Genomic DNA, 24,035 nt, shown 5'->3' with positions numbered 1-24,035 from the left:
GAGGTTATGGATATGGAGCCGCGCAAGCTTACGCGTCGCCAGTTCCTGGAATTGTCGGCCGCCATGGCTGGATTTGTCGCTGTGGGCAGCCGCTTTACCCCTTTAGTAACGAGGGTTGCCTCTGCCCCTGTGGAGGACTTGAGCCGAGCGGAGGGGGTGTGGATCCCCACCTGTTGTCATATGTGTGGTGGCACCACCGGTATCCTTTGTAACGTGTTGAACGGTCGAGTGGTAGCCATAAAACCCAACCCGGCCAACCCCATCGGTGTTTCCAACGCATCCGCAGACTATTTGGCTCATAAGGGCGAGGGGGCGGCCATGTGCCCCAAGGGCAATGCGGGCATTTTCACCCTTTACGATCCGGACAGGCTGAAGAAACCGCTCAAACGCACTAACCCCCAGAAAGGCAGAGGTGTGGATCCCAAGTGGAAGGAGATCTCTTGGGATGAGGCTTTGACTGAGATTGCCAGCAAGCTTAAATCTCTGCGTGATGCTGGTGAGGCCCATACCCTGCTCTGGTTCACTGAGGATTCTAGCTTCACTGATATCCAGGCCGACCTTTGCGATCTGTATGGCACTCCTAACTACAGCATGCATTCCAACCTCTGCGATGTCTCCCGCAAGGCCTCCTTCAAGGCTGTCCTTGGCCATGACCGTCCTCTGGGTGATACAGTGAACGCTAGATATATCCTTTTCTTTGGCTGGAATCCCCTCTCGGCCACCAAGTGGGCTCATTTACCTCGCACCATTATGCGTGGCATCGAAAATGGAGCCAAGATGGTGGTGGTGGATCCTTATCTCAGCTTCACCGCGGCCAAGGCCCACGAGTGGATTCCCATTCGACCCTCTACCGATGGGGCTCTCGCCCTGGCTATGGCCAATGTGATCATCGAAGCAAACCTATATGACCAGCAGTTCATCGCTGACTGGGTGGTTGGTTTCGACCAATTCAAGGATTATGTTAAAGATAAGACGCCGGAATGGGCGGAGAAAATCACCAGTGTGCCGGCTGGCACTATCAGACGTCTCGCCCGGGAGTTTGCTACCACTAAGCCGGCTGTCGTTGATGCCTGGTCTGGTCCGGGACAGCATTCTAATGCAGTTCAGGGTGGCCGGGCTATCGCTGCCCTGGCAGCGCTCACGGGTAACATCGATAAGCCAGGTACTCTTCTTATCCCCAACAAGGGAGGTGGGGCTCATCCACCGATCAAGGTGAAGAAGACCGCTAAGCCCAGGCTGGATGGACTTAAGGACTTTCCAATGGGACATGCCTCCGGCGTCTACACTGAGATCGTCAATCGCATCCTCGATGGTAAGGGCCCTTACCAGCCTAAGATGGCTATGATCATTTTTCAGAACCTTGTGCTCTCTGTCCCAGGTACGAACAATGTCATCGAAGCCCTCAAGAAGCTGGAGTACGTGGTGGTCGTGGATACCTTTCTCAGCGAGACGGCTGAAATGGCCGACATCGTCCTCCCCGGCACGACCTATTTGGAGCGATATGAGGTTATTGGACAATGGGTGACCTGGCCGGTGGTGACCCTGCGTCAGCCGGTGGTGAAGCCCATCTTCGGACAGATTCCGGAGTACGATGTCGTTATCGAGCTGGGCAAGCGCTTAGGGCTCAAGGATGCGGAGGGTAAACCCTTCTTCGCTAACCTCCGCTATGAGGATTACATCAGCAAGATGATCCAGGGTGGCTCGGCTAAGATCACCCTGGAGCAGCTCCAGGCCCTGCCAGGGGCAGTGTGGATGGACGCTAAGGGAACACAGTACGAGAAACATAAGACCGAAGTGAAGATGCCTGAAGGGGCGGTTGTGCAGGCGAAGACGGGTACAGTTAAGGATAAAGACGGTAAATTCGTGGGTGTGAAGGTGGGAGATAAGGTTTACAAGGGCCTTGGTACCCCTTCTGGCAAGTGTGAGCTCTTCTCGGAGAGCCTTGCTGCTAAGAAGGATATAAAGGGCGAGCCGGTGAACGGCCTACCTGTCTATACGCCACGAGACTGGCTCCCTGACGATAAATATCCCCTCTACCTTATCAACTGGAAGGAGACACACCACACGCATTCCCGAACCTTCAACAATCCCTACTTGATGGAGTTGCAGAGCTGGAATCGTCTGGCTATCAACGCTAAGACGGCGGAGAGGCTGGGCATCAAAGATGGGGATAAGGTTTGGGTGGAATCTCCCTATGGCAAGGATAAAGCCATCGCCAGGGTAACACAGGGCGTCCATCCCGAGGTGGTAGGTTGGCAGCATGGCTTTGGCCACTGGGGCTTCGGTAAGGTGGCCAGGGGCAAGGGCACGGCCGATGGTCAGTTCAATCTGACCAAATGCGATCCCATATCTGGCATGGCTCTGCATAAGGAGGTCTGTGTTAAGGTCTATAAAGCCTAAGCGAGAACTGGAGATGCCCAAAGGCTCGGGGGATGTGGCTGGGCCAGAGGGTGAGCTTATCACCCTAAGGGACTTCGCCCTGGCCAGGAGCAGTATTTACAATTTTCTGGCGACTATTTACGCTGAGAAACCTTCCAGCCATCTTCTCCATGGGCTAGGGGGCGTCGTTACGGCGCTGCGCCTCTGCGGTATGTCTATACCCTATCTTGCTGAGCTGGAGGCGTGTCTGAGGGTTAGAAATGAGCTGAAGTTACAAGAGGAGCTGGAGGTAGAGTACACGCGGCTCTTTGTGGGACCGGGTTGCGTATCCCCCTACCAGTCGGTATATACCGATAGCGGGGGCTTAAGGGACAGCGGACTGGGGTACCCGTCTCCAGCTGGTCCTGTGAAGGGCTTACTTTGGGGCGACTCCACAGTGGCAGCCAGGCAGCAGTACCTTGAGGCCGGCCTGGAGGTAAGCGAGGAGTTACCCCCGGATCACATCGGCTTAGAGCTGCAATTTATGCAGCATCTCTGTAGTCGGGAGGCGGAATCCTGGAACCTGGGCGATGTTGAGGCGGCCATCGCCTGCCTCGAACGGCAGCGGAAGTTCCTTAGCCAACATCTATCGCCCTGGGTGGTTCTCTTTTGTGGTAAGGTGAAGGGGTCTACGCGGCATCCCTTCTATGCCGCCATGGCCGACTTAACAGCCGATTTTGTCTGCTCTGATGTCAGCGAGATTGAGAATTGGTCTTCCTTCCTCTAATCAGCCTACCTCCTGCTTTATCCCCTTCGCTCATCTGAAGATGCAGTCAGAGTGAAAGAATCGACCCCTTGAATTTTCACTGCAAGGGATGAGCCTTCAGCCCCGTTGTTTTGACAAGAGTCGAACAATGCTATAAAATATTCTTAGATTCTAATATTCGAAAGGATATCGAAGAAAGGCACTTCTTCATAGACTCCGCATCACTCCTTCATAAAATCCTCACAATGCCTCATTATAATTATCCACCAACAGTGGTAAGAGCGTGCGGGCGAAGCGCCGGATCCTTGGACCTGGCGCTCCGTACCAGAGATGGAGGAGCAATAATGTGTTGTATGATGATGCACGGGATGGATCATTCGGAACACGCTGCGCAAACAACGCAAGCGAACGTGACGCTGAACGAATCGCTGCTCGACATCCTCAAACGACGCTATGCGCTGGGTGAAATCAGCCGTGAGCAGTTCGAGGAAATGAAACATGTATTGGGTGTGTCGGATGCCACTTCTACTGTGGCATCTACCGCTGAATGTGGACACCACTAATGAAAGGAGAAGCATACGACGAATAAAACTGCCTGGGCTATAGTGATCGGAGTTGTACTGCTCATCATGGGCATGAGCCTGTTTTTCCCCTTCGGTTGGGGACCTGGCTACGGTCGTGGCTGGGGAATGATGGGGCCGTGGATGATGGGCGGATGGGGATTCCCGCTCGTCGGCGGAATCGGAATGCTCTTGTTCTGGGCGCTCATCATCGCTGGGGTGGTCTGGCTGGTTCAATCCCTGGCGCGCGGCGCGGGACAACCAGGAACCAATGCACCCACGAACGAATCACTGCTCGACATCCTCAAACGCCGTTACGCCAAAGGGGAAATCACTAAAGAGCAGTTCGAGGAAATGAAGCGCGATCTCAGCTTGTAAAGTTTAGAGCAGACTGCGAAGAGCATAACCATGAAGGCGCGAAGATCTCTCCTCGCGCCCTTCGGTGAGCTCAGGACAGGCCTTATGGTTCCAGTGCATTACTTTCTGACGAAGGGGAGGAGTACCAATGGCTGGCAAAACGGTTGTCATTTTGGGTGGTGGTGTCGGTGGGCTGGTCGCTGCTAATGAACTGCGGCGGCGTCTGCCGCGCGAGCATCGTATCGTGCTAGTCGAGAAGAACGCCCGGCACACTTTTGCCCCCTCATTCCTATGGCTGATGACCGGCGACCGGAAGCCGGAGCAGATCACGTGCGACGTGGGCCATCTAGTGCGGTCAGGCATCGAAATAGTCCTGGCTGAAGCGCAGTCCATCGACCTGGCAAACCGCAGCGTGGAGACGAGCACGCAGACCTTGACCTATGACTATCTCATCGTTGCCCTGGGCGCTGAACTTGCACCTGAGGTGATCCCTGGCCTGGCTGACGTGGCACACACATTCTACACCTTTGATGGTGCAGCAAAGTTGCGCGATGCGCTGCAAACGTTTAATGGCGGGACAGTTACCCTGGTAGTGAGTGCGCTGCCTTATAAATGTCCCGGCGCGCCGCACGAAGGTGTGCTGCTTCTGGCCGACTTTTTCCGCAAGCGTGGACTGCGAGACAGGGTGGAGGTACACCTATTTACCCCTGAACCTCAACCGATGCCGGTAGCAGGGCCAGTGCTCGGCGCCGCCGTCCGGCAGATGATTGAGGCGAAGGGAATCGCTTTTCACCCGCTGCACAAACTGACAGCCGTCAACCCGCAAACCCGCAAACTTACCTTCGATGGTAAGGACCCGTTCAAGTACGATTTGCTCGTGGCTGTCCCGCCGCACCGAAGTCCACGCATTGTACGCGAGTCGGCTCTGGCGAATGAGGTGGGCTGGGTACAGGTGGATCGGGCCACGCTGGCAACCCGGTACGAGCATGTCTATGCGCTGGGCGATGTGACGGCGCTCCCTATCCCAGGTCGCTGGAAGCCCGATATACCGCTGATGCTGCCCAAGGCTGGTGTGTTCGCCCACGCTCAAGCTGAGACGGTGGCCAGACGGATCGTTGCCCAAGTGAACGACCAGTCACCCATTGCCACTTTTGCTGGCGACGGTTACTGAATGCTGGAGATGGGCCACGGTGTGGCCGGGTTTGCCAGTGGGAATTTCTACAGTGAACCTTCGCCCCAAGTGAAACTATACAAGCCGAGCCGGGTCTGGCACTGGGGAAAGGTGCTGTTTGAACAATGGTGGCTGGCACCGCATGGATCGAGACGTGAGGCGCTGCGGCTGGCCCTGACACTCGGTGGCAAGGGGCTGGGCATCCCGCTGGTTATTTGATTGGATAGCACATTTTGCCAGGGCCGATATCTGGGAATGTAGTAGGCCGGCAGATCGTTACTAGTCTCCGATGCCTAGTTGGTTGAGTAGGTATCGATGATAGGGATCCTTCCTTCCCCCTTATTCACGGTGCAAACTAACCGCTTCAAAAGTTGTGGGGTAGTCTTGATCTCGTAAAATTGTGGTTCATGCTTCCCCAATGGCCTATCCCCCCAGAGTGAAGTGTTAAGCTAACCAAAGGGGCTGTGCCCCCTGGGAACCCCCATTATTCTTGACTCCAAATCTAACGGACGTTAGAATGTTTTATGTTCAGCGGAGTCTAGGAGGGGTGGAGGACTATTCTGCTCCTGAAGGCTATAGCCTCCAGGAGCAAATGTGTTTATTAAGGAGGGCTATGACCAGGGAGATCAGGGTTGGGATCATCCAGATGGATGTCGAACTGGGCAACATCGCGGCTAATCTTGGCCGCGCCCTGCGGATGATTGAGGAGGCAGCAGAGCAAGGAGCACAGGTTGTTTGCTTACCAGAGCTCTTCGCCACTGGCTATAACATGGAAATTCTGGGAGAGCGGTTTGTGGAGCTGGCTCAACCTGCTGATGGGCCTGTGGCTCGGGCCCTGGGGCAGGTATCGCAGAAGCGTGGCCTCTATATCATTGCCGGGATGGCCGAGTCTCAGCAGATGCCCGGCGTTGTGTATAACTCGGCCCTGCTTCTGGGACCTGATGGTCAAGTAAAAGGTACCTACCGTAAGACCCACGCTTTTGGTCTAGAGCGCTTTTACTTCCGCAATGGTGGCGAATATCCAGTCTTTCAGACGGAACTGGGTCGCTTCGGACTGCTGATATGTTACGATGCCGGTTTTCCTGAGGCAGGGCGTGCGCTGGCACTAGCTGGCGTCGAGGTCATCTTCATCCCTTCTGCCTGGGAGATTAGGGATAAGGACCTCTGGGATGTGAATACTGCGGCCCGGGCGCTTGATAATCTTGTCTTTGTCGTCGCGGCCAATAGGGTCGGTATGGAGGGCACCCTCCACCTTTTTGGGAACAGTAAAGTGGTTGACCCACGAGGACATGTGCTGGCTGAGGCAGCTATGGACCGAGAGGAAGTGCTTGTGACAACTATCGACCTGGACGACATCGTCAAATGGCGGAAAGAAGTGCGTTATATGACTGATCGACGCCCGGAGCTGTATAGCATTCTTTGTAAACCACTTTAATTTGGGGTGTGTTGAGATGTCCACTGGTAGTCTGGATAAGATTGATGCGATCATAAAGGGTGGTCTAGTCGTCTCTCCCAGGGGGATAAAGCGAGTGGACATAGCCATCTCTGGGGGTAAGATAAAGGAGATTGGTATAGACCTCGGCTATGAGGCTGACCGCCTGATCGACGCTTCCGCTAAGCTTGTCTTACCTGGTATTCTGGACATTCACGTTCATCCGGTGTATGTGGATGATATAGAGCATCTCTCCAGGGTAGCTGCCTATGGGGGCGTTACAACCCTGATGCACTTCATCTACATCAACGCCGGTCACGATGTCGCTGGTACACTCGAGGGCGCTATCGCCGATGGCAACCGGAGATCACTCCTCGACTTCGGCCTCCACGTTGGTTTTCTCGATCCCAATAACCAGTGGCACTTCGTCCCAGAAGCGGTCAAATTAGGGGTCAGATCGTTCAAGGTATTCATGTCCTACGCTAAGCTGGGGCAGATGATAAGCGACTATAACCTGATTGCGGCTATGGACCTTATCGCTCAGCACGGTGGACTGATCTTGGTGCATGCCGAGAGTGGGCTGGCTATCGATTACCTTGAGGACAAACTCATGGCCCAGGGCGAACAGGGTCCCCATAGCCTGGTGGTCTCTCACCCGGCTATCCTGGAGACCGAAGCTGTCTATCGTGCTTCCTGCTTTGCCGCCGCGGTGAATTGTCCCCTCTACATTCCTCACGTCGCCGCTGGGGAGGCTGTGGAGGTCATCGCCGACATCAAAGCCACCGGTCAACGAATATGGGCAGAGACCTGTCCTCACTACCTCTGTTTGACAGAGAAGGCTGTGGATCGTTGGGGTACCCTGGCCAAGATCGGTCCACCCCTCCGCAGCGAGGCTGATTCCGAATCTCTCTGGGATGGATTGCGTGATGGTATCCTGGACGTAGTGGCTAGCGACCATGCGCCCAAGATCAAGGATCCCAGGGGTGATCTATGGAAGGCGAGTTTTGGTTCCCCGGGGACCGAGACGCTTCTCACCATGATGTATCAGGAGGGCTACAACAAAGGCCGCATCACCCTCAGCCGACTAGTGGAGTTGCTGAGTGAGACCCCAGCCAAGATCTTCGGTTTGTATCCGGCTAAGGGAGCGCTTGAGGTGGGGTCAGATGCGGACCTGGTCATCGTGGACCCGGCCATCGAATGGACGATCACCAAGGAGGAGCTGCACTCCAAAGCCAATTATTCCCTCTTTGAGGGTTGGCGATGCCTTGGGCGACCAATCTTCTCGATGCAGAGGGGACGAATCTTGTTGGAAAACGGTGAGCTGAAAGCTGAGGTTGGGCAAGGAAGATTTCTGCCGGTTAAGGAGCTTCCTTTGGTCTATGGAGCTAGATAGGCTAGGGTAATGGTAGAAATGCTGGCTATTCAAAAGGAGCGCCTGGCGAGCGATCTCAACGCTATCGCCCGAGTGGGGTTCACTGCTCAGGGGATGAACCGGGTAGCCTTCTCAGTGGCTGAATTGAGGGCCCGTCAGGTGCTCATTCATATGATCCAAAAGTCGCAGTTGGGGCTGCGTATAGATGGCTTCGGTAACATTTTCGGACAGATAGAGGGTTACGATAGAGATGCCCCAGAGGTGATGTTGGGCTCTCACCTCGATTCTGTGCCTCATGGCGGTCGCTTCGATGGTGCCGTCGGGGTCATTGCTGCTCTTGAGGTAGTACGGACCATTAAGGAGAGTGGCGTGCGTCACCAACATCCGATCGAGCTAGTGATGTTTGTGGCTGAAGAAGCCAGTCGGTTTGGTATAGCCACCATTGGGAGTCGCGTGATAACCGGCCAGATCGATCCTAAGGTGCTGATGAGCCTGACTGACTCCACCAAGACCACCCTCGGCTCGATGCTGACCCGTATGGGCATCGACGCTGAGAGCATCCATCGTGCCCGTCGAGATCCCGGAACGATCAAGGCTTACCTGGAGCTGCACATTGAGCAAGGACAGGTTTTGGAAAGTATGGGGGTGAAGATCGGTGTGGTGACCGCCATAGCAGCACCCACCCGCTTGCGGGTAGAGTTCATCGGCCAGGCGGATCACTCTGGCGCGACGCCTATGAACCTGAGGAGGGATGCTCTGGTGGCTGGTGCCCATCTTGTCTGTTTCATAGATGAGTTGGCCAGATCTAAGCGCCACACAGTGGCTACAGTGGGGATGATTCAAATCAGGCCAGGGGTCATCAACGTCGTCCCTGGCGAAGTGCGTCTTGGGGTGGATGTGCGCAGCATCTCCTCCGAGGAGAAACAAACTACCGCTGAAGAGATATTAGCCGAGGCCCGACGGATCGCTGAGAGGAGGGGTATGCAGGTGCATTTGGCCATCACCGACTCATCTGAGCCAGTAATGATGGATGCAGAAATAATAAAACTGATTTGCGACATCTGTGAGGCTCATAGCATCAGCTATATGACGATGCCCAGTGGCGCCGGTCATGATGCCATGCGCATGGCTAGTATCACCCGGGCTGGCATGGTCTTCGTGCCGAGCCATGCCGGCGTCTCTCATAGTCCTGATGAATGGACGGATATCAGTGATATAGCCCTTGGGGCGCAGGTTCTACTGGAAGCGGCGCTATCTCTAGCTTCATAAGGAGGCGATGTGACCCTGGATATGCCAGCGAGCACAGGGCGACCCATCAGAAAAGTAATTATCCTCGATGAGGAAGGCATCAAGCGCACCCTGGATCGCATGGCTCATGAGATACTGGAGCGGAATGGTGGGCCTCAGGGTCTGGCCTTTATCGGCATAAAGACGAGGGGGGTATATCTAGCTCAAAGGCTGCGAGACATCATCGCTTCTTCAGAGGGGGAGAAGGCTCCCCTAGGATCCCTGGACATCACGCTCTACCGAGATGACCTTGATGTGCTGCAATCGAAGCTGGTGGTAGGTGAGACGAGCGTTGATTTTGATCCCAGTGGCAGGCGCATCGTGCTGGTGGACGATGTGCTCTTCACCGGCCGGACTATCCGGGCTGCCCTGGATGAGATAATGGACCTGGGCCGACCAGCTGTAGTCTACCTGGCCGTGCTTATAGATCGTGGACACCGCGAGCTTCCCATCTGTGCTGACTTCGTGGGCAAAAGTGCACCCACTTCCCGGGATGAGGCTATAGAGGTTCGTTTGAAGGAATCCGATGGTGTCGACGAGGTTTTACTCCTCGGTGGCTCTGCTGCTTAACCCGTCACGTTTTTAGGGAGTTAAGGGTTCAGGATGATCTTGCCAAAGTGCTCCCGTGCTGCCATCGTACGGTGCGCTTCCGCGGCCTGTTCGAGTGGTAGGCAGCGATGGATAACTGGCTTCAGTCTACCCTGAGCCGCTAGATTGAGAAGCATCGTTATCTCCTGGGATGTCCCGGCGTAGGAGCCGATTATCTTAGCCTCTTTGCGAAAGACCTGAATGATATCCAGCGGTACGACCTCTCCAGCGTGGGCACCGCAGACGGCCATGGTGCCATCTTTGGTCAGGCAAGCCAGGCTGGCCAGGAAGATTTCGCCACCCACGTGTTCGAAAACTACATCGACACCCCTACCGCCGGTGAGCCTCAGTACCTCCTTGGCGAGGTCGGATTCTCGGTAGTTGATAGCGTCATCAGCGCCGTACTGACGCGCCTTCTGTAGCTTCGCCTCGCTTCCCGCGGAAGCGATCACCCAGGCCCCGGCGAGCTTCGCTATCTGTACTGCGGCGCTGCCAATCCCGCTACCAGCAGCATTGATGAGAACCGTCTGCCCAGCCCGGAGGCCGCCGCGCGCGATGAGCATGTGCCAGGCTGTACCAAAGGCGAGCTGAAATGCAGCAGCCTGATCATAGCTCAGGCTAGCGGGTATCCTGAAGAGGGCGCTTACGGGCACGCTGACGTATTCGGCATATCCGCCGGGAGCGTCGATCCCTGGCAGCAGCTGCATGTTAGCGCAGATGTTGTCCCGACCGGTCTGGCAGTAGAGACAGTGACCGCAGGGGAGGGCCTGGGTGACCAACACCCGATCCCCAATCTGGAGACCCCTGGCCTCCTTCCCCAGAGCCACTATGTGGCCGGCGATCTCCCGACCAAGGATATGGGGAAGTCTCAGGGGAATGCGGGAAGTCCCTGCCCGCAGATCCAGGTCGAGGTGATTGACAGCACAGGCTTGTACCCTTATCAGGGCCCCATCTGGGAGTAGCTCTGGATCCTCAACGTCTTCGTACCTTAACTTTTCTGGACCACCGTACTCATGAAAACGAAGGGCTTTCATGACTATCCTCTCCCTGTATTTGTGGGATTATGCTGCTCGTGTCTCCCCCTAATTGTTCAAGAGTGCTGAATATCTCCCCCAAACCCCCTGCAGGGGGTTTAAGGTAGCCCTGTGGGCTTTTTGTTGGTTGATACCCTCATCCCCCTGCCCCCTTCTCCCACTTCGTGGGAGAAGGGGGAACTAGGCTAGGGCGGAGCCCTTAGGACCCTCCAAGGAGGGAGCGCCCTCCTTGACCTCCCCCTTTGCTCCAGCGGGAGAGGGGAATAAAGATTTGGGGATACCCCAAACCCCAGTTCGCCGAAGGCGGACACTCCCCATCCTCCTTCGGCGGACGCCCCCTTGGAACCCCCGTTGTTCAGTCTCTAAGTGAAGCCGTAGGCTATCCAGTTCTTTTCCACCAGCTCCAGGTGTTCTGCCGGTGGCAGAGCGAGGGCAGGGTATTCATGTTTTCGCGTCGCGTCGATTCCAATTTTTGATCCCATCAGCCTGGCGCGGTCCGTTTGGGGCACATGGGGTGGGGCGATAGAAGGGTCCAGGGCCACCGCCGGGACGTTATCCATAACGATGATGTCCCGTGCCGGTTGCATGCGGAAGCTCAGGGCCCATTCCAGGGCGAATGGGTCTCGGATATCAATGTCGTCATCAACTACCACCGTGATCTTGCCACAAGTGGAGTCCACCGACCAGGCCGCCCACATCACCTGTTTAGGTTGTCCTTCGTACTGTTTCTTTAGGGAGATGACCAGATAGGCGATGGAGGCGCCGCTTTCCTTCAGATGGACGTCCACTATGGGCAGCCCCAGGTCTCGTTTCAAGTGTTTGTAAATGGTCCACTCTCGGCTGATGGCCTTGATACAGCTGCTCTCACTGGGTGGCATCTGACTGAAGAAGGCCTGGTAGATAGGATGGTGACGATGGGTGATGCACTTGACGTTGATGATGGGGAGATCGCCTGCTGCCCCCATATAGCCAGGGAATTCACCGAAGGGGCCTTCCGGCTCACGGTAATAGGGAGGTACCTCTCCCTCGATGATTATCTCGGCCGTAGCGGGCACCTCCAGGTCAACCGTCTCACATTTGACCAGCTCCACAGGCTCCCCTCGTAGCCCTCCGGCCACAGCAAATTCATCCACACCAAAGGGCACCTTAGTCACGGCGACGTAGCCGATGGTTGGCTCAGCCCCGACGATCACCGCTACAGGCAGGGATTCACCTCTGGCCTCAGCGGCCTGCATATGGAGGTTCATGTGTTGTATGGTATCGGCGAAGATGCCAGTCTTATTTTTACCCTTCAACTGCATGCGGTAGCATCCCACGTTGGGCACTCTGCTGATCGGGTCTTTGGTACAGACGTAAGGTGAAGTGAAGAATGGGGCTGGATCCTGACCTACAGTCCAGGTGGGAACCGGCAGTTTCAGGAGGTCAACGTCGTCGCCCTTGAGGATATTTTCTTTACATGGGCCCATCTCCACCAGACGAGGTGGAATGGGGTTGGATAGGGCCCTGTCCCACCGCTCGCCGATCTGGTCTACGGTGGTTTCCAGGGCCAGGGCGTAGACTTCAGGAGAGGCTCCCAGCAGCCCGACGGCCACAGGGATGGTGAAGCCACGCACGTGTTCAAAGAGAAGGGCCGATCGCCGTTCAGGAGGGATCTTCTGGAAGACCTTGCGGCAGACGGCGGCGATCTCCCAGTCCTTATCTACCTCCTTTTTGATACGCTTCAGCCTCCCCCCCTGTTCCAGGCGCGCTATATATTCCCGTAAGTCTCGGTAGGGCATCTCTTCTCCTTACTTAGGTGGGCTTAGCCCCTTGGACTTCTAGAATGGAGCGCCCCGATAAGAATCGGGGCGCTCTCAGGAAAGCTATGACTTTACCACGAAAGCTATGACTTTACCACGGGTAGGGCGATCACTGTTTGGGCAGGAAATCGTTGGTGAAGTAGTCCTTGGCTGGCTTGGCCTTCTCGATGCTACCACCCATCTTCAATAGCTCGATCGACCGTTCCCAATCCTTCTCGGACATCCACCCCGTGGGCTTGCCCTCCGTATTCTTGGTGTGTGCTAAGGAGGCTGTGGCCTCTATCTGCTTGCGGATGACGGTCTTTGACTGACCAGGCAGCTTAGGCACCATGATCTCCGTCGCCTCGTCCAGGTGCTTGGCCGTCCAGTCAAAGGCCTCTATGGAGGCGGCCACAAAGCGGCGTACCAGATCAGGCTTCTCCTTGATTACATCCTCGTGGGTGAAGATGCCGTTATTGACCGGATCCCAACCCAGGTCGCCCAAGAAGAGCTTCACAAACTCCACGCCGGCCTTCACTTCCATAGGATAGACTGCTGAGGTGATGTACTCAGGGGAGACATCAGCCTTCTTTTGCAGGAAGGTGGCCTGTCTGGCCTCAACGCCAACATTTATCTCCTTCACCTTGCTGCGATCGATACCGGTGCCTGCGGCAAAAGCTGGCCAGAGGGTCGAGAAGCCCTCCCCAGGACTAAGAATGATTGATTTTCCCTCCAGGTCCTTGGGTGTTCGCACTGGCTTATCTGGATATGACAGGATGACCTGCGGCCCCTTCTGAAGGAACAGGGCCACCATCTTGATGGGCACATCCTTGCTGACAGCTATGATGTAAGCCGCTCCACCCGTATAGCCGAACGTATCACTCTTGTTAGCCACCAAATTCATCGCTGCGGTGGACCCTTTCCCCTCTAGGACGTCAACATCGAGATTGTATTTGTCGAAGAACCCCTTCTCCTTGGCGGCAAAGAGCCAAGCGTATTCGCCCTTCATCACCCAGCCAAGACGGACAGTTACCTTATCCTTGGCTTTGGGCGTTGGCGTCGGGGCTGGTGTAGGGGCCGGGGTTGGCGTAGGGGCGGCGGCTACCGGCGTGGGAGTAGGAGCCGGTTTAGGGGTAGGTGTAGGGGTCGGGGCTGCCGCAGGAGCGCAAGATACCAACAGGCTCAGGGCAACCAGCAGACCGATGACTAGCAACCATGGTTGACGACTCTTAAACAGCATATCCTCCTCCAAAGTATTAATGGATACAATCTTTCACCGACCATCTCATCTCCGGATAAGTTTCAGGCATGCCTGCTTGTACAAATAGCTCTTCTTTGGCCGCACCTTCTTTCTTAGTGGATATGTTCTCTCGAACGGCAGTCTCAATGGATAGACTTCTGCTACTTACCTTGGAGTAAGTTCGGGGGTAAACTATCATAAAGGGGGTAAAATGTCAATTTTCATCAACCCTGATCTTTAGGGTACGGTATGGCCAGGGCAGCTGGCCCACGTACCCGGCCAACTAAGCCGGTTAGGGCAATGAGAGTCACCAGGTAGGGCAGTGTCACCAGGAGCTGGTAGGGGATCGGTACATCAAAGGCTTGAAGGCGAATTTGAAGGGCATCGACAGCACCAAATAAAAGACAGGCGCCTAATATACGCATCGGCCTCCAGTTGCCGAATATTACGGCTGCCAGGGAGATAAAGCCACGCCCGGCGGTCATATTCTCGACGAAGGTCCCCAGTTGGCCCAAGGAAAGGCAGGCCCCACCCATCCCGGCCAGGGCCCCACAAAGTACCGTGGCCACATACCGCACAGTGTTGACTCTGATGCCCACTGTGTCTGCCGCCTGAGGATGCTCTCCGACGGCTAATATGCTTAGTCCCCACGTTGTGCGGAAGAGAATGAAGGATAGGGTGGGAACGAGGAGAAGGGCTATGTATACAAGGATGATCTGGTCGAAGAGCACGTCCCCAATGAGGGGAATGTCGCTCAATAGCGGTATTGGTAGCTCCTTGAAGGTGGCCACGCTGGCTTGAATTTTCGTCACCCCAAAGATGGCGCGGAAGAAGAAGCCGGTCAGTCCCAAGGCGAAGAGATTAAGGGCAAAACCGGATACGATCTGGTCGGCCCTTAGGGTGATGCTCATAAAGGCATGGATCAAGCCCATAAGACCACCGCCGATCAGGGCACAGAGAAGTCCAATCCCTGGGTCGTTTGTATAAAGGGCCCCCAAAGCGCCGGCGAAAGCCCCAGTCAGCATCATCCCCTCAAGTCCTATATTAAGTACGCCTGCCCGCTCAGATAATACCTCACCCGATGAAGCGAAGAGGAGGGGTGTGGCCATTCTAAGACTGGCGGTCAAGTATTCGATAAGGAAATTGAGGCTCAAAATAGCTGCTAGCATCACTGTCTCCTACGACGCGACCACTTGGGTAGTTGCTGAATGACATAGGTGCCCACCACCAGCAGGACGACTAACCCCTGGATTATGTATACCAAAGTGACCGGTACCTGGGCCGTACGTTGCATCATGCTGGCCCCGCTGCGGAGGCTTCCGAAAAAGAGGGAAGCCAGGATGACCCCCGCAGGCTGCAGCTGGCCCAGAAGGGCCACTACAATACCATCATAGCCGTAACCAGGCGAGAAGGTATCCCTCAAGCGATGTTGTACCCCTAAAATCTCATTGGTGCCAGCCAAACCAGCCAGCCCCCCACTGATGGCCATGGTCAGGATAATGCTTCTGGCCACGTTGATGCCTGCATAATGGGCTGCTGAGGGCCCGGCGCCCACAGCTCTCACTTGAAAGCCCAGGGTCGTGCGCCAGAGAATCATATGGACGATGAACGCTGCGGCCAGGGCCACTATTATGCCTGCATGGAGCTGACTATCTGGTAATAAGATAGGTAACTCGGCGCTGCGCTGGATAGGGATCGTTTGGGGAAAGTAACGCTGTGGCTCTTGCAGGGGGCCGCGCACGAGCCAGTTGACGGCGTTGATGGCCACATAGTTTAGCATTAGGGTGCTGATTATCTCGTTGACGCCCCGTCTAGCCTTGAGATAACCGGGTATACCAGCCCAAATGGCGCCGGCAATGAAGCCGGCTAGCATGGCCAGAGGGATATGCACGAACGATGGTAATCCGGGGAAGTTCAGGGCGATCAGGGTAGCGGCCGTGGCGCCGGCGTAGAGTTGTCCCTCTGCTCCAATGTTCCATAAGCCGGCTCGGAAGGCGAAAAGAACGCCCAAACCGGCCAGCGTAAGAGGTGTCGCCTGCATAAGCGTCACACCAATAGCATTGGCGTTACCAAAGGCGCCATCCCATAGTCCCTGATAGGCCTCGATGGGATTCAATCCAATAAGGCGTATCAGGACCGCTCCGACGGCCAGGGCGAAGGCCGTAGCCCAGAGGGGCATAAAGGCCAGGAACAGGCGTAAGGGTGCCAGATGGGGGACCATCGCCCTGCGCTGAGCAGCAAGCGGTTGTTGCTCTACTTGATCCATAATCTTGTCTTGGTCGAACATCATTTGGCCCTAAGCGGCCTGCGCAGGCCGCTTAGGGCCTTACCGGGCAGCCTATTTACTCGCGGGGAGGGCCTCTTTAATTTTGCCTTCTTTAACATCCGCCACAATTTGAGCGATCTTATCCTTAACCTCTTTAGATAACTTCTGGTCGAAGCCATGGTAAGGCGCCAGTTGTAAATGCCCTGACTTGAAGCCCAATACATAGTTCTTAGCTTCAAATTTACCCTCGGCCACTTGCAAGAGGAACATCTCCATCACCTTTCCCATATCCCAGATCAGGCTGGTGACCACCGTATCTGGGGCTATGGCGTTGACGTCCCGACCCATGCCGATGGCCAAGGCTCCTTTATCTTTAGCAGCAGCGATGGAGCCGAGCTGGACGACGTTGGCATTGACGACGATCACATCAGCCCCTTGGGCCAGATAGGCGAGGGCTGTCTCCTTGCCTTTAGCCACATCGTCCCATGTGCCCAAATACGACTGGAGAACCTTAGCCTTGGGGTTCACGTAGGTTACCCCTTTAACGAAATATTCCTGGGGTACTCGAATGACCGGGATGTCCTGGCCGCCGGCTATACCAATCACGTTCGATTTGGTCATAAGGCCAGCCACAGCCCCTACCACGAAGCCCTGTTCCTCCAGTGCAGCCACCGAGGAGGCCACATTGGGGGCCTGTACTACAGTCGAGCTATGGACGACGAACTTCGTCTTAGGGAATTCCTTGGCCACTTTCAGGGCCGCATCGCCGAACTGAAAGCCGTGGCCGTAAATAAGGTCATAACCACGGCTGGCGTAGTCCCGAAACGCTGTCTCGAAATCCTTCTCCGGAATGGCTTCTTGGTAGGAGACCACTAGGTTAGGGTACTTCTGTTTGACGTATACCAGGCCATCGTATGCTGCCTGGACCCATCCACCGTCGTTGATATTGCCTGGGAGTAAGACAGCGAATTTCAGGGGAGGCATACTTATAGCGCCACCAGGGGCAGGTGCTGCCTGAGAGGTAGGTGTTGGTGCTGGCTGTGCTGGGGTACAAGCTGCCAGCAATGAAAGGGCAAGCATGGCTGTCAGGGTGATCCGTAGGATGTGTTTCATTTCAGGCATCCTCCTAAGCTTTATTTCGGGTAATCATCGAAGACGGTATGGCGACAACCCAGTCCTTGTCGGTTCATTCACCTCCCTTAACTGGAAGGGGGCATTTGGAGACGCCTCTCAACCCTATTCCTCTGGTCTTGGGATACCCCAAATTCCCCGCCTGCGGCGGGCAGGCCACCGGAGGGGCTTTGCCCCTTTGGGCTTCTCTTACCCCGATAGATCTCAAGTGTTTTAAACAGCCGGCGATAGGACATAGGACCGGGCTGCTATGGCGGGTAAAGCGAAGGATCTCGGGGGCTTAAATCGTAAATCTCTTCAGACCTCAGATGAGTATCTTCCGTACAATAATTGAGCCTATATAGCTCTCATCAGGACGAGTCGGGCAGTGTGACCAACAGTATTAGTGGGGAGCTACCCACTCTGATCTAAGATGGCCAACAGCACCCTTACCCCTTGAGGGATCAAGCCATCTTGGTAGGGAAATCTAAGGATCACCAAGTATAGGGTTCAGACAGAATCTATTATATCATACCCGTCAAGATCATGTCGGAGAGCCTTGAATAGCTCCCCCCAATCCCCACAGAGGGTTCAAGGTAGTCCTGCGGGCCTTTTTGTGTTCTGTGGGGCACATCCGAAAGACCCTTACCAAGCTATGCCCCCCTTGGAACCCCTGTTGTTCAGTCTCCGGTTTGGGCTTGACAAGAATACTGGAAATGGGAATACTATTCTAGCAAATGGGGGGCCTCCCTAACATGGATTGAAGGGGGAAGGGCAAGGCTGGAGCCACGAGAACAGCCTGGCTGTAGTAACATTAGCTCCCTGAGACCTGAAAGTTTTCGCTTAATTTCTTTAATGAGGTAGAGCACAAGCAATGTATATCGTTACCATTGAGACTGATAATTGTGAGGGATGTGGTGAGTGTGTCGAGGCGTGCCCAGCCCAGATCTTGAGCCTCAATGACCATAAGGCCCAGGTGAGCGGTAACCTTGATGAATGCCTGGGTTGCGAGGCCTGCGTAACCGTGTGTGAGTCTGGGGCCATCTCTGTGCAGGAGTATTAACTGTGATTCTACCTCGCCTGGTGATCGCTGCCCCTCAGGGTCGTTCCGGTAAGACCACCCTTAGCATCGGGTTATGTGCTGCCTTGACCAGGCGAGGCTTAAAGGTGCAGCCATTCAAGAAGGGGCCGGACTATATCGACCCGAGCTGGCTCACGGCCGCTGCCCAGCGAGCCTGCCGCAACCTTGACCTCTTCATGCTGGAGCGGGAGACACTTCTAGCCTCTTTTCAACGAGCCGCCAGCGACGCTGACCTGGCGATCATCGAGGGGGCCATGGGGCTCTATGATGGGCTTGACCTTGAGGGCAGCGGTAGCACAGCCCAGGTGGCGCGGCTCCTGCGCGCCCCAGTCGTTTTGGTCATCAGCGCGGCGCGTATGACGCGCAGCGTGGCCGCCTTGGTCGGTGGTTACCAACGCTTCGAGCCTGATACCAACCTGGCCGGGGTAATCCTGAACGACGTTGCCGTAGGTCGCCACGAGTCGATGCTGACGCACGCAGTCCACCGCTACTGTGGTATCCCCGTTTTGGGTTGTGTCCCCAAAGATGAAAAGTTACTCATACCTGACCGTCACCTGGGGCTGGTGCCCCATAGCGAGGACAGCGACCTGGCGGGGGCCATCGAGCGTGCTCGTCAAATCGTAGAGTCGTACGTGGATGTCGAGGCGGTGCTGGAGATAGCTCGCCAGGCGGAATGTTTGCCGCCGGTTGTGGTCGAGGAGCCTCCCTCACGCCGGACCTTTGTAAGGCTGGGAGTCATACGCGATCGCGCCTTCAGCTTCTATTATCCAGAGAATCTGGAGGCCCTGCAGCGGGCTGGCGCAGAGCTGGTTTACATAGATGCCCTATCCGACCCACATCTGCCCTACATCGATGGGCTATACATTGGCGGCGGTTTCCCGGAGATGTTCGGTGAAGCATTAGAGAGCAATATCTCACTGCGGCGAGACATCGCTGTGGCCGTAGATGAGGAGTTGCCCGTCTATGCTGAATGCGCCGGGCTGATGTATTTGGCTCGTGAGATTCGCAGGCATGATCGGATATATCATATGGTGGGGGCATTGCCCGCTGATGTGGAGATCTGCTCTCGGCCCCAAGGCCATGGCTACGTTGTGGCCGAGGTGGTTGGTGAGAATACCCTCTTCGAGATCGGGCAGCAGCTGCGCGGCCACGAGTTTCACTATTCCCGGCTGGTCAACCTCAGCTGGGTGCGCTCAGCCTATATGATGCGACGTGGCCGCGGGGTGGACGGCCATATGGATGGGCTCGTCTACAAAAACGTGCTGGCCAGTTACACCCATCTGCACGCCCTGGGTGTGCCCCAGTGGGCGGAGAACTTCGTCGCCCTGGCCCATAGCCCGGCTATTTCTCCGGATCGACGGTGATCACGTATATTCTCGGCTGCCCCTCTACCACATCAGCGCATTAGGGCAGCACGATAGCCTCAGCAACTAACTCCGACAACCCCTTGACCCGCACACCCAAGCGGTATTTACTGTTTATCTCAGTGAGTTGATCGAGACAGTTGTGACATGCGCTGGTTACTATCTCTGCACCGGTAGCATGAATCTGATCGGCCTTGGGCTTGGCCGCCATCATGCGTAGCTGAGTGAATTCAGACATAAACAGGAGACCACCACCACCCCCACAGCAATAGTTTTCTGTACCGTGCGGCTCCATCTCTTTGAAGTCGGCCACAACATTTTTAAGAATGTAACGTGGCTCTTCGATCAGTCCGCCATTACGTGCCATGTTGCAGGGATCGTGATACGTGACTGATTGGGGATTTCTCGACCGATCGAATTTCAATCGACCTTCTTTGATATAATCCACGATAAGCTCAAGGAAACTGCGGACGCGGAAGGGAAATCGCTTGTTGAGCCAATTTTCGGCTTCCCAGCGAAAACCGCGATACCCATGTCCACACTCGTTCCAGATCACTTCCCTCACCCCAAGACGAACGGCCTCATCCCGCATCCTTTGGGCGATAGCACGCATGACATTGTCGTCTCCAGAGAACATGGCGAAGTTCGTCGCGTCCCACGTCTTTGTGCTCACCGTCCAATCTTCGCCCGCTGCGTAGAATATTTTGGCCATGGCTATCGCCGTTAATGGATAAGACTTCAATTCCCGGGGTGTGAAGACGAATAAAATGCGTGCCCCTTGCTTGTCAAGGGGGATCTTTGCCTTAGAGTCCCCAACATCGGACTGTAGTTGCTCTTCCCACCACTCAATCGACTCAATAAAACTCTCCGTTCCAATGTCGCCGCTATTGCCAACGCGCAGGTGCGTATCAATCGGTTCCTGGAGATCGTGGGGAACCATGCCGATGCGAGCCAGCATCGCCCGCGCCGTTCGTACAATCAGGGCAACGTCTACCCCGAGAGGACAATTCAACGTACAGCGTCGGCACATCGTGCAGGTACCGAAGGCGAGGGAACGCAAATCCTGTAGGCCTCTCTCATCGAGGTCCCTGGCACCGATAAAACCTGGGGCTATTCGGCCAAGGGGATCGTGCAAACGACGATAAAAGCGCCGCAGTTGCTCGGCACGATAGGAAGGTATGTACCTTGGTTCAGGATTGGCCACAAAGAAATGGCAGGACCGATCACAGATCGCACAGCGCACACAAATTTCTAGGGAGGCCATAAGCTGTGGGCTCAGGCATGCGTCCAGCACTTCTACGGCGATGCGTGCCCTTTCAGCGGTGGTCGTTGTGTTTGCTGGTATAGCGATGTTATGCACTCTGCCCATCTATACCGCTCCCCTTCAACACGCCTCGATGACCGAACTGCATGCCGAAGAAGTATTTCGCAAAGAAAAAGTAAATGAAGTGGCGGATCTTGGTGAAGGGAATCAGGGCTAACATTATTGCACTAATAATGTAGAACACCAGCAGAGTGTTCGCGCCTAGCACCGTAAGGAAAGCAGCCGCAACGAAGAATGTCACGAGAAACGCAGAGAAATAATCGTCAGGAGTGCTGAGGGCACGTTCTCCCTTATCTACATACCGCCAGATGATTGCGCCCGCACCACACAACGTTCCCAGGCCAGTAAGGAGCAGGAAAAACCATCGCAGCGGTGCGAAGGGGGGCGTCCTGAGTACGTCTAGAGGCACCCCCAGACTTAAAAGTAGGACGGCAAACCCTGCGAAAATGCCGAGATGGAAGAATATGCCACGCAGATAGGCCACCCAGTGGATACGCGTGGATTCTTTTTCCCATGGGGCCATCCCCAGCGTGAAGGCGTACAACACACCACGAAGGGCGGAGCCTCGGGGCGTCGACAGGTCTCTTTTAGATGTCCGTGTAAAAAGGGGGCGCAACCTTACCATGAGTCCAGTTACAAACGCTATAAATGCCAGCACGACCATCAGGCGTGTGACAAGAAGTAGAACCATCGAATACTATCTCTCCTTTCCAGTCCAATATGATCTCAGGACTTAGTAGAAACCTTTTCGGCGGCTTCCAGTGCCTCGCTGAGAACCTGCGCAGCTCTGTCCTGGTCGATCGTTGACCAGGCCTGGGCTAACTCTATCAGCGCCTTGCTGGAGGCGAAGGGATCGTTCTCATCACGTATCCGTTTCGCTGCCGCGACGGCATTATCCCACGCTACAATACCGTGGGCCTTGTGGCTCTTCACCCACACGACCGCGATGTTACACAAGGACTGAGCGCGATCCGCATCGCTGTCGAGTTTATCCACAACCAGCATTGCTTTATCTGGAGCAACCCTGGCCCATTCTGAGGCGAGGGCGACAAGTGGGTGCATATTGGTCAAATCCTTCGCCAGGCCAAAGGCTTCGTTGAAAACCTGACCGGCCTGGGCAGCATCTGTTTTTACTAACACTGCGCCGATGGCAGTTAACGCTTCCAGGCGTGATGATGGCAGGGTTATATTCTTCGCCTCCTCCAGCGCCTGAGCAAGGTTAGTCTGGGCTAATGCGGCGACTGAGTCGCGCTCAACGTCAGCGCGCACGAAGGGATCGGCGATCTGCCTGGCCAGGGCGAGAGCTTGCTGAGGATCGACCGCTGTCCACTTGCTTGCTAATGATTGCATTGCCTTAGCCTGTTCATAATCATCGGGAATCCTGGCCACTTCCCGTTGGGCACGAGAGAAGATTTGTGCGCTTTTTGTGGCGACGGCCACATCTCGCAGCGCGGTGAATCGTGCCTCAGGAACATTCGCATCGATTTGATCGCTAAGGGATTCTGCCCTAGCTGGGGTGAATTTTGCTAGAGCGCTCGCTATATCCGACAGAGCGAAGGATTTTGGCTCTACCTTATCAACCTTAAAGGCAGCGTCAGCTGCCTCCAGTAGAATTCTGGGCGCATCGCCTGAATCCGAGGCCAACGCTATTTCTTGTAAGGCCCAAGCCCGGTCATAAGGATCAGTCATTTGCCTTGCCATCGCGATAGCACGAGGCAACTGATTCATCTCGCGCAAGGCCCAGACTTGCACGAAAGGGTTGTGAATGCGGTCGGTTAGCTTCAGAGCGTTATCCAGGTCTATCGTCGCCAGTTCGACAGCGATGCCGCGCAAATCGAGGTCGCGATAGCGGCTGTCTGGATTCTGCATGGCCAGCTGCGCGGCGGCGTTAAGTGCGTCCCGGGCACCATCGGGGTCGATCTTACGCCATTCCGTCGCGATGACACGCATCACCCAAGCGCGTCCCGCTAGCGCCTCAAGGCGGTCTGCCAGGGCAAGAGCAGACGTGCGGTTATCCGGGCTCCAGGTCTCGGACAGGCGCCTCAGCTCTGCTGCCCGTGCACGAATTGCCTCCCCGTTTGAACTGGACTGACGCGCCGCGGACATGCTTTCAGTGTAAACTTTTGCGGCACGCTCCGGGTCCATCCGGCCCAATCTCGCTGCGATCTGTCCTAGTATCCAGGCACGCTGTTGAGCGGTCTCAACCTGCGCTGCCAGCCGACCATCTTCCTCTAAGATGTCAGCAGGGTTGGGCTGAGTCGGAGGTGCAGGAGGCTGCACACCAGCGCAACTCGACAACAAAATGGACCCACATAAGAGCAAGACAATGGCGGTCAGATTACCTGGTCTCGGCATCACGTTGTTTCCTCTTGGATTCCAGGATGTTGTGCAAGCCAATGAAAATTCCAAAAATAATGAAGAGAGCAATCAGTGTCGCCACGCCCAGGGCGATGCGTTTGCGCAATTCGTCGCGCATCTGGTTGATCTGTACATATAGCTTGTTTGTCTGAAAATTTACTACCTTAGTCTGTTGGTTGATCTGTGAAACGGAAATCACGTGCTTTTGCTGGATAACATTGAGCGTATCCCTCTGGGCCAGTGCGCTCTTCTCCCAATCACCGGTTGCCACGTGTTCTTCAGCCAATCTGCTGCTTGCCCTTGTCACGATACAGAGAAGCGTACCTGCCTGATACATCCCCTCTTCAAGTTCCCGCAGTGGTTGACATGGAATGTACTTGGCCCGATAGACGCTCCTTCGCCACCTCAGCACTGGCTCAGCGAGGCGAGGGTCATTCACCGAATGGCATTCGACGCAGTTGTTGCCCTTCGTTACCTCCCTTGTTTGTGAGATAGCGTGGGATGGCGAGGCTTTGCTGAGACCTATCGTAGCAAAGCCGAACACGATCGAAACTGCAACCAAGAGCAAGGTCAGCGATTTCATCTCTTC

General features: G+C 55.4%; 22 protein-coding genes. 12 read left to right on the top strand and 10 right to left on the bottom strand.

The genetic code is table 11. From position 1 onward, the window contains the following. Positions 1-12 precede the first annotated feature (12 nt). The 10 genes from M1136_09360 to pyrR all read left to right on the top strand — a co-directional run bounded on the left by M1136_09360 (position 13) and on the right by pyrR (position 9,873). On the top strand, positions 13-2,400 hold the full coding sequence (locus M1136_09360; protein MCL5075835.1) for a molybdopterin-dependent oxidoreductase: 2,388 nt from the start codon (positions 13-15) through the stop codon (positions 2,398-2,400). Further along, positions 2,378-3,145, top strand: coding sequence for a molecular chaperone TorD family protein (locus tag M1136_09355; protein MCL5075834.1), 768 nt, complete (start codon positions 2,378-2,380; stop codon positions 3,143-3,145). Before M1136_09360 ends, M1136_09355 begins: the two co-directional genes overlap by 23 nt. 332 nt (positions 3,146-3,477) lie before the next feature. Further along, positions 3,478-3,687 (top strand): SHOCT domain-containing protein, encoded by a 210-nt coding sequence (locus M1136_09350; GenBank protein MCL5075833.1) that lies wholly within the window; start codon positions 3,478-3,480, stop codon positions 3,685-3,687. Between the two features lie 42 nt (positions 3,688-3,729). Then, a complete protein-coding gene (locus tag M1136_09345; GenBank protein MCL5075832.1) occupies positions 3,730-4,062 on the top strand; it encodes an SHOCT domain-containing protein in 333 nt (110 codons plus the stop codon). Positions 4,063-4,189: 127 nt separating this feature from the next. Continuing rightward, a complete protein-coding gene (locus M1136_09340) occupies positions 4,190-5,212 on the top strand; it encodes an NAD(P)/FAD-dependent oxidoreductase (GenBank protein MCL5075831.1) in 1,023 nt (340 codons plus the stop codon). A 9-nt stretch (positions 5,213-5,221) separates the two neighbouring features. Further along, on the top strand, positions 5,222-5,431 hold the full coding sequence (locus tag M1136_09335) for a hypothetical protein (protein MCL5075830.1): 210 nt from the start codon (positions 5,222-5,224) through the stop codon (positions 5,429-5,431). Between the two features lie 394 nt (positions 5,432-5,825). Continuing rightward, on the top strand, positions 5,826-6,647 hold the full coding sequence (locus M1136_09330) for a carbon-nitrogen hydrolase (protein ID MCL5075829.1): 822 nt from the start codon (positions 5,826-5,828) through the stop codon (positions 6,645-6,647). 16 nt (positions 6,648-6,663) lie between these two features. Beyond that, the gene (locus M1136_09325; protein MCL5075828.1) at positions 6,664-8,037 is read left to right on the top strand and encodes an amidohydrolase family protein; all 1,374 of its coding nucleotides are present in this window, start codon (positions 6,664-6,666) and stop codon (positions 8,035-8,037) included. Positions 8,038-8,055: 18 nt separating this feature from the next. After that, a complete protein-coding gene (locus tag M1136_09320; protein ID MCL5075827.1) occupies positions 8,056-9,285 on the top strand; it encodes a Zn-dependent hydrolase in 1,230 nt (409 codons plus the stop codon). 21 nt (positions 9,286-9,306) lie between these two features. After that, positions 9,307-9,873, top strand: a complete 567-nt coding sequence (gene pyrR / locus M1136_09315; protein ID MCL5075826.1) for a bifunctional pyr operon transcriptional regulator/uracil phosphoribosyltransferase PyrR — start codon at positions 9,307-9,309, stop codon at positions 9,871-9,873. Positions 9,874-9,893: 20 nt separating this feature from the next. On the opposite strand, the gene M1136_09310 is transcribed toward pyrR, so the two are convergent. The 6 genes from M1136_09310 to M1136_09285 all read right to left on the bottom strand — a co-directional run bounded on the left by M1136_09310 (position 9,894) and on the right by M1136_09285 (position 17,322). After that, on the bottom strand, positions 9,894-10,925 hold the full coding sequence (locus M1136_09310; protein MCL5075825.1) for a zinc-binding dehydrogenase: 1,032 nt from the start codon (positions 10,923-10,925) through the stop codon (positions 9,894-9,896). 362 nt (positions 10,926-11,287) lie between these two features. After that, positions 11,288-12,703: a UbiD family decarboxylase gene (locus tag M1136_09305; protein ID MCL5075824.1), complete on the bottom strand. Its 1,416-nt coding sequence runs from the start codon at positions 12,701-12,703 to the stop codon at positions 11,288-11,290. 130 nt (positions 12,704-12,833) lie between these two features. Continuing rightward, positions 12,834-13,943, bottom strand: coding sequence for an ABC transporter substrate-binding protein (locus M1136_09300; GenBank protein ID MCL5075823.1), 1,110 nt, complete (start codon positions 13,941-13,943; stop codon positions 12,834-12,836). A gap of 224 nt (positions 13,944-14,167) precedes the next feature. Beyond that, a complete protein-coding gene (locus M1136_09295) occupies positions 14,168-15,112 on the bottom strand; it encodes an ABC transporter permease (GenBank protein MCL5075822.1) in 945 nt (314 codons plus the stop codon). Continuing rightward, positions 15,112-16,209 (bottom strand): ABC transporter permease, encoded by a 1,098-nt coding sequence (locus tag M1136_09290; protein MCL5075821.1) that lies wholly within the window; start codon positions 16,207-16,209, stop codon positions 15,112-15,114. Before M1136_09290 ends, M1136_09295 begins: the two co-directional genes overlap by 1 nt. A 72-nt stretch (positions 16,210-16,281) precedes the next feature. Further along, complete coding sequence (locus tag M1136_09285) at positions 16,282-17,322, bottom strand: BMP family protein (protein MCL5075820.1); 1,041 nt, start codon at positions 17,320-17,322, stop codon at positions 16,282-16,284. A gap of 871 nt (positions 17,323-18,193) precedes the next feature. On the opposite strand from M1136_09285, the gene M1136_09280 reads away from it, so the two are divergent. Both M1136_09280 and cobB read left to right on the top strand, forming a co-directional pair. Further along, entirely contained in the window at positions 18,194-18,382 is a 189-nt protein-coding gene (locus tag M1136_09280; protein MCL5075819.1) for a 4Fe-4S binding protein, read from the top strand. Between the two features lie 2 nt (positions 18,383-18,384). Beyond that, positions 18,385-19,764 carry a hydrogenobyrinic acid a,c-diamide synthase (glutamine-hydrolyzing) gene (cobB, locus tag M1136_09275; protein ID MCL5075818.1) on the top strand — a complete coding sequence of 460 codons (1,380 nt, stop codon included), beginning with the start codon at positions 18,385-18,387 and terminating at the stop codon, positions 19,762-19,764. Between the two features lie 40 nt (positions 19,765-19,804). Here the strand turns inward: cobB and M1136_09270 are convergent, their stop codons facing one another. The 4 genes from M1136_09270 to M1136_09255 are packed head-to-tail and all read right to left on the bottom strand — an operon-like array spanning position 19,805 to position 24,029. Beyond that, the gene (locus M1136_09270; protein ID MCL5075817.1) at positions 19,805-21,133 is read right to left on the bottom strand and encodes a (Fe-S)-binding protein; all 1,329 of its coding nucleotides are present in this window, start codon (positions 21,131-21,133) and stop codon (positions 19,805-19,807) included. Continuing rightward, complete coding sequence (locus M1136_09265; protein MCL5075816.1) at positions 21,117-21,779, bottom strand: hypothetical protein; 663 nt, start codon at positions 21,777-21,779, stop codon at positions 21,117-21,119. The genes M1136_09270 and M1136_09265 overlap by 17 nt, the downstream gene beginning before the upstream one ends. 35 nt (positions 21,780-21,814) lie before the next feature. Beyond that, on the bottom strand, positions 21,815-23,443 hold the full coding sequence (locus M1136_09260) for a hypothetical protein (protein MCL5075815.1): 1,629 nt from the start codon (positions 23,441-23,443) through the stop codon (positions 21,815-21,817). Then, positions 23,427-24,029: a hypothetical protein gene (locus M1136_09255; GenBank protein MCL5075814.1), complete on the bottom strand. Its 603-nt coding sequence runs from the start codon at positions 24,027-24,029 to the stop codon at positions 23,427-23,429. The genes M1136_09260 and M1136_09255 overlap by 17 nt, the downstream gene beginning before the upstream one ends. Between the last annotated feature and the right edge of the window lie 6 nt (positions 24,030-24,035).

Source organism: Chloroflexota bacterium, assembly GCA_023475225.1.
Classification (GTDB): domain Bacteria; phylum Chloroflexota; class UBA6077; order FW602-bin22; family JAMCVK01; genus JAMCVK01.
This window is presented reverse-complemented; position numbering and strand designations above follow the sequence as displayed.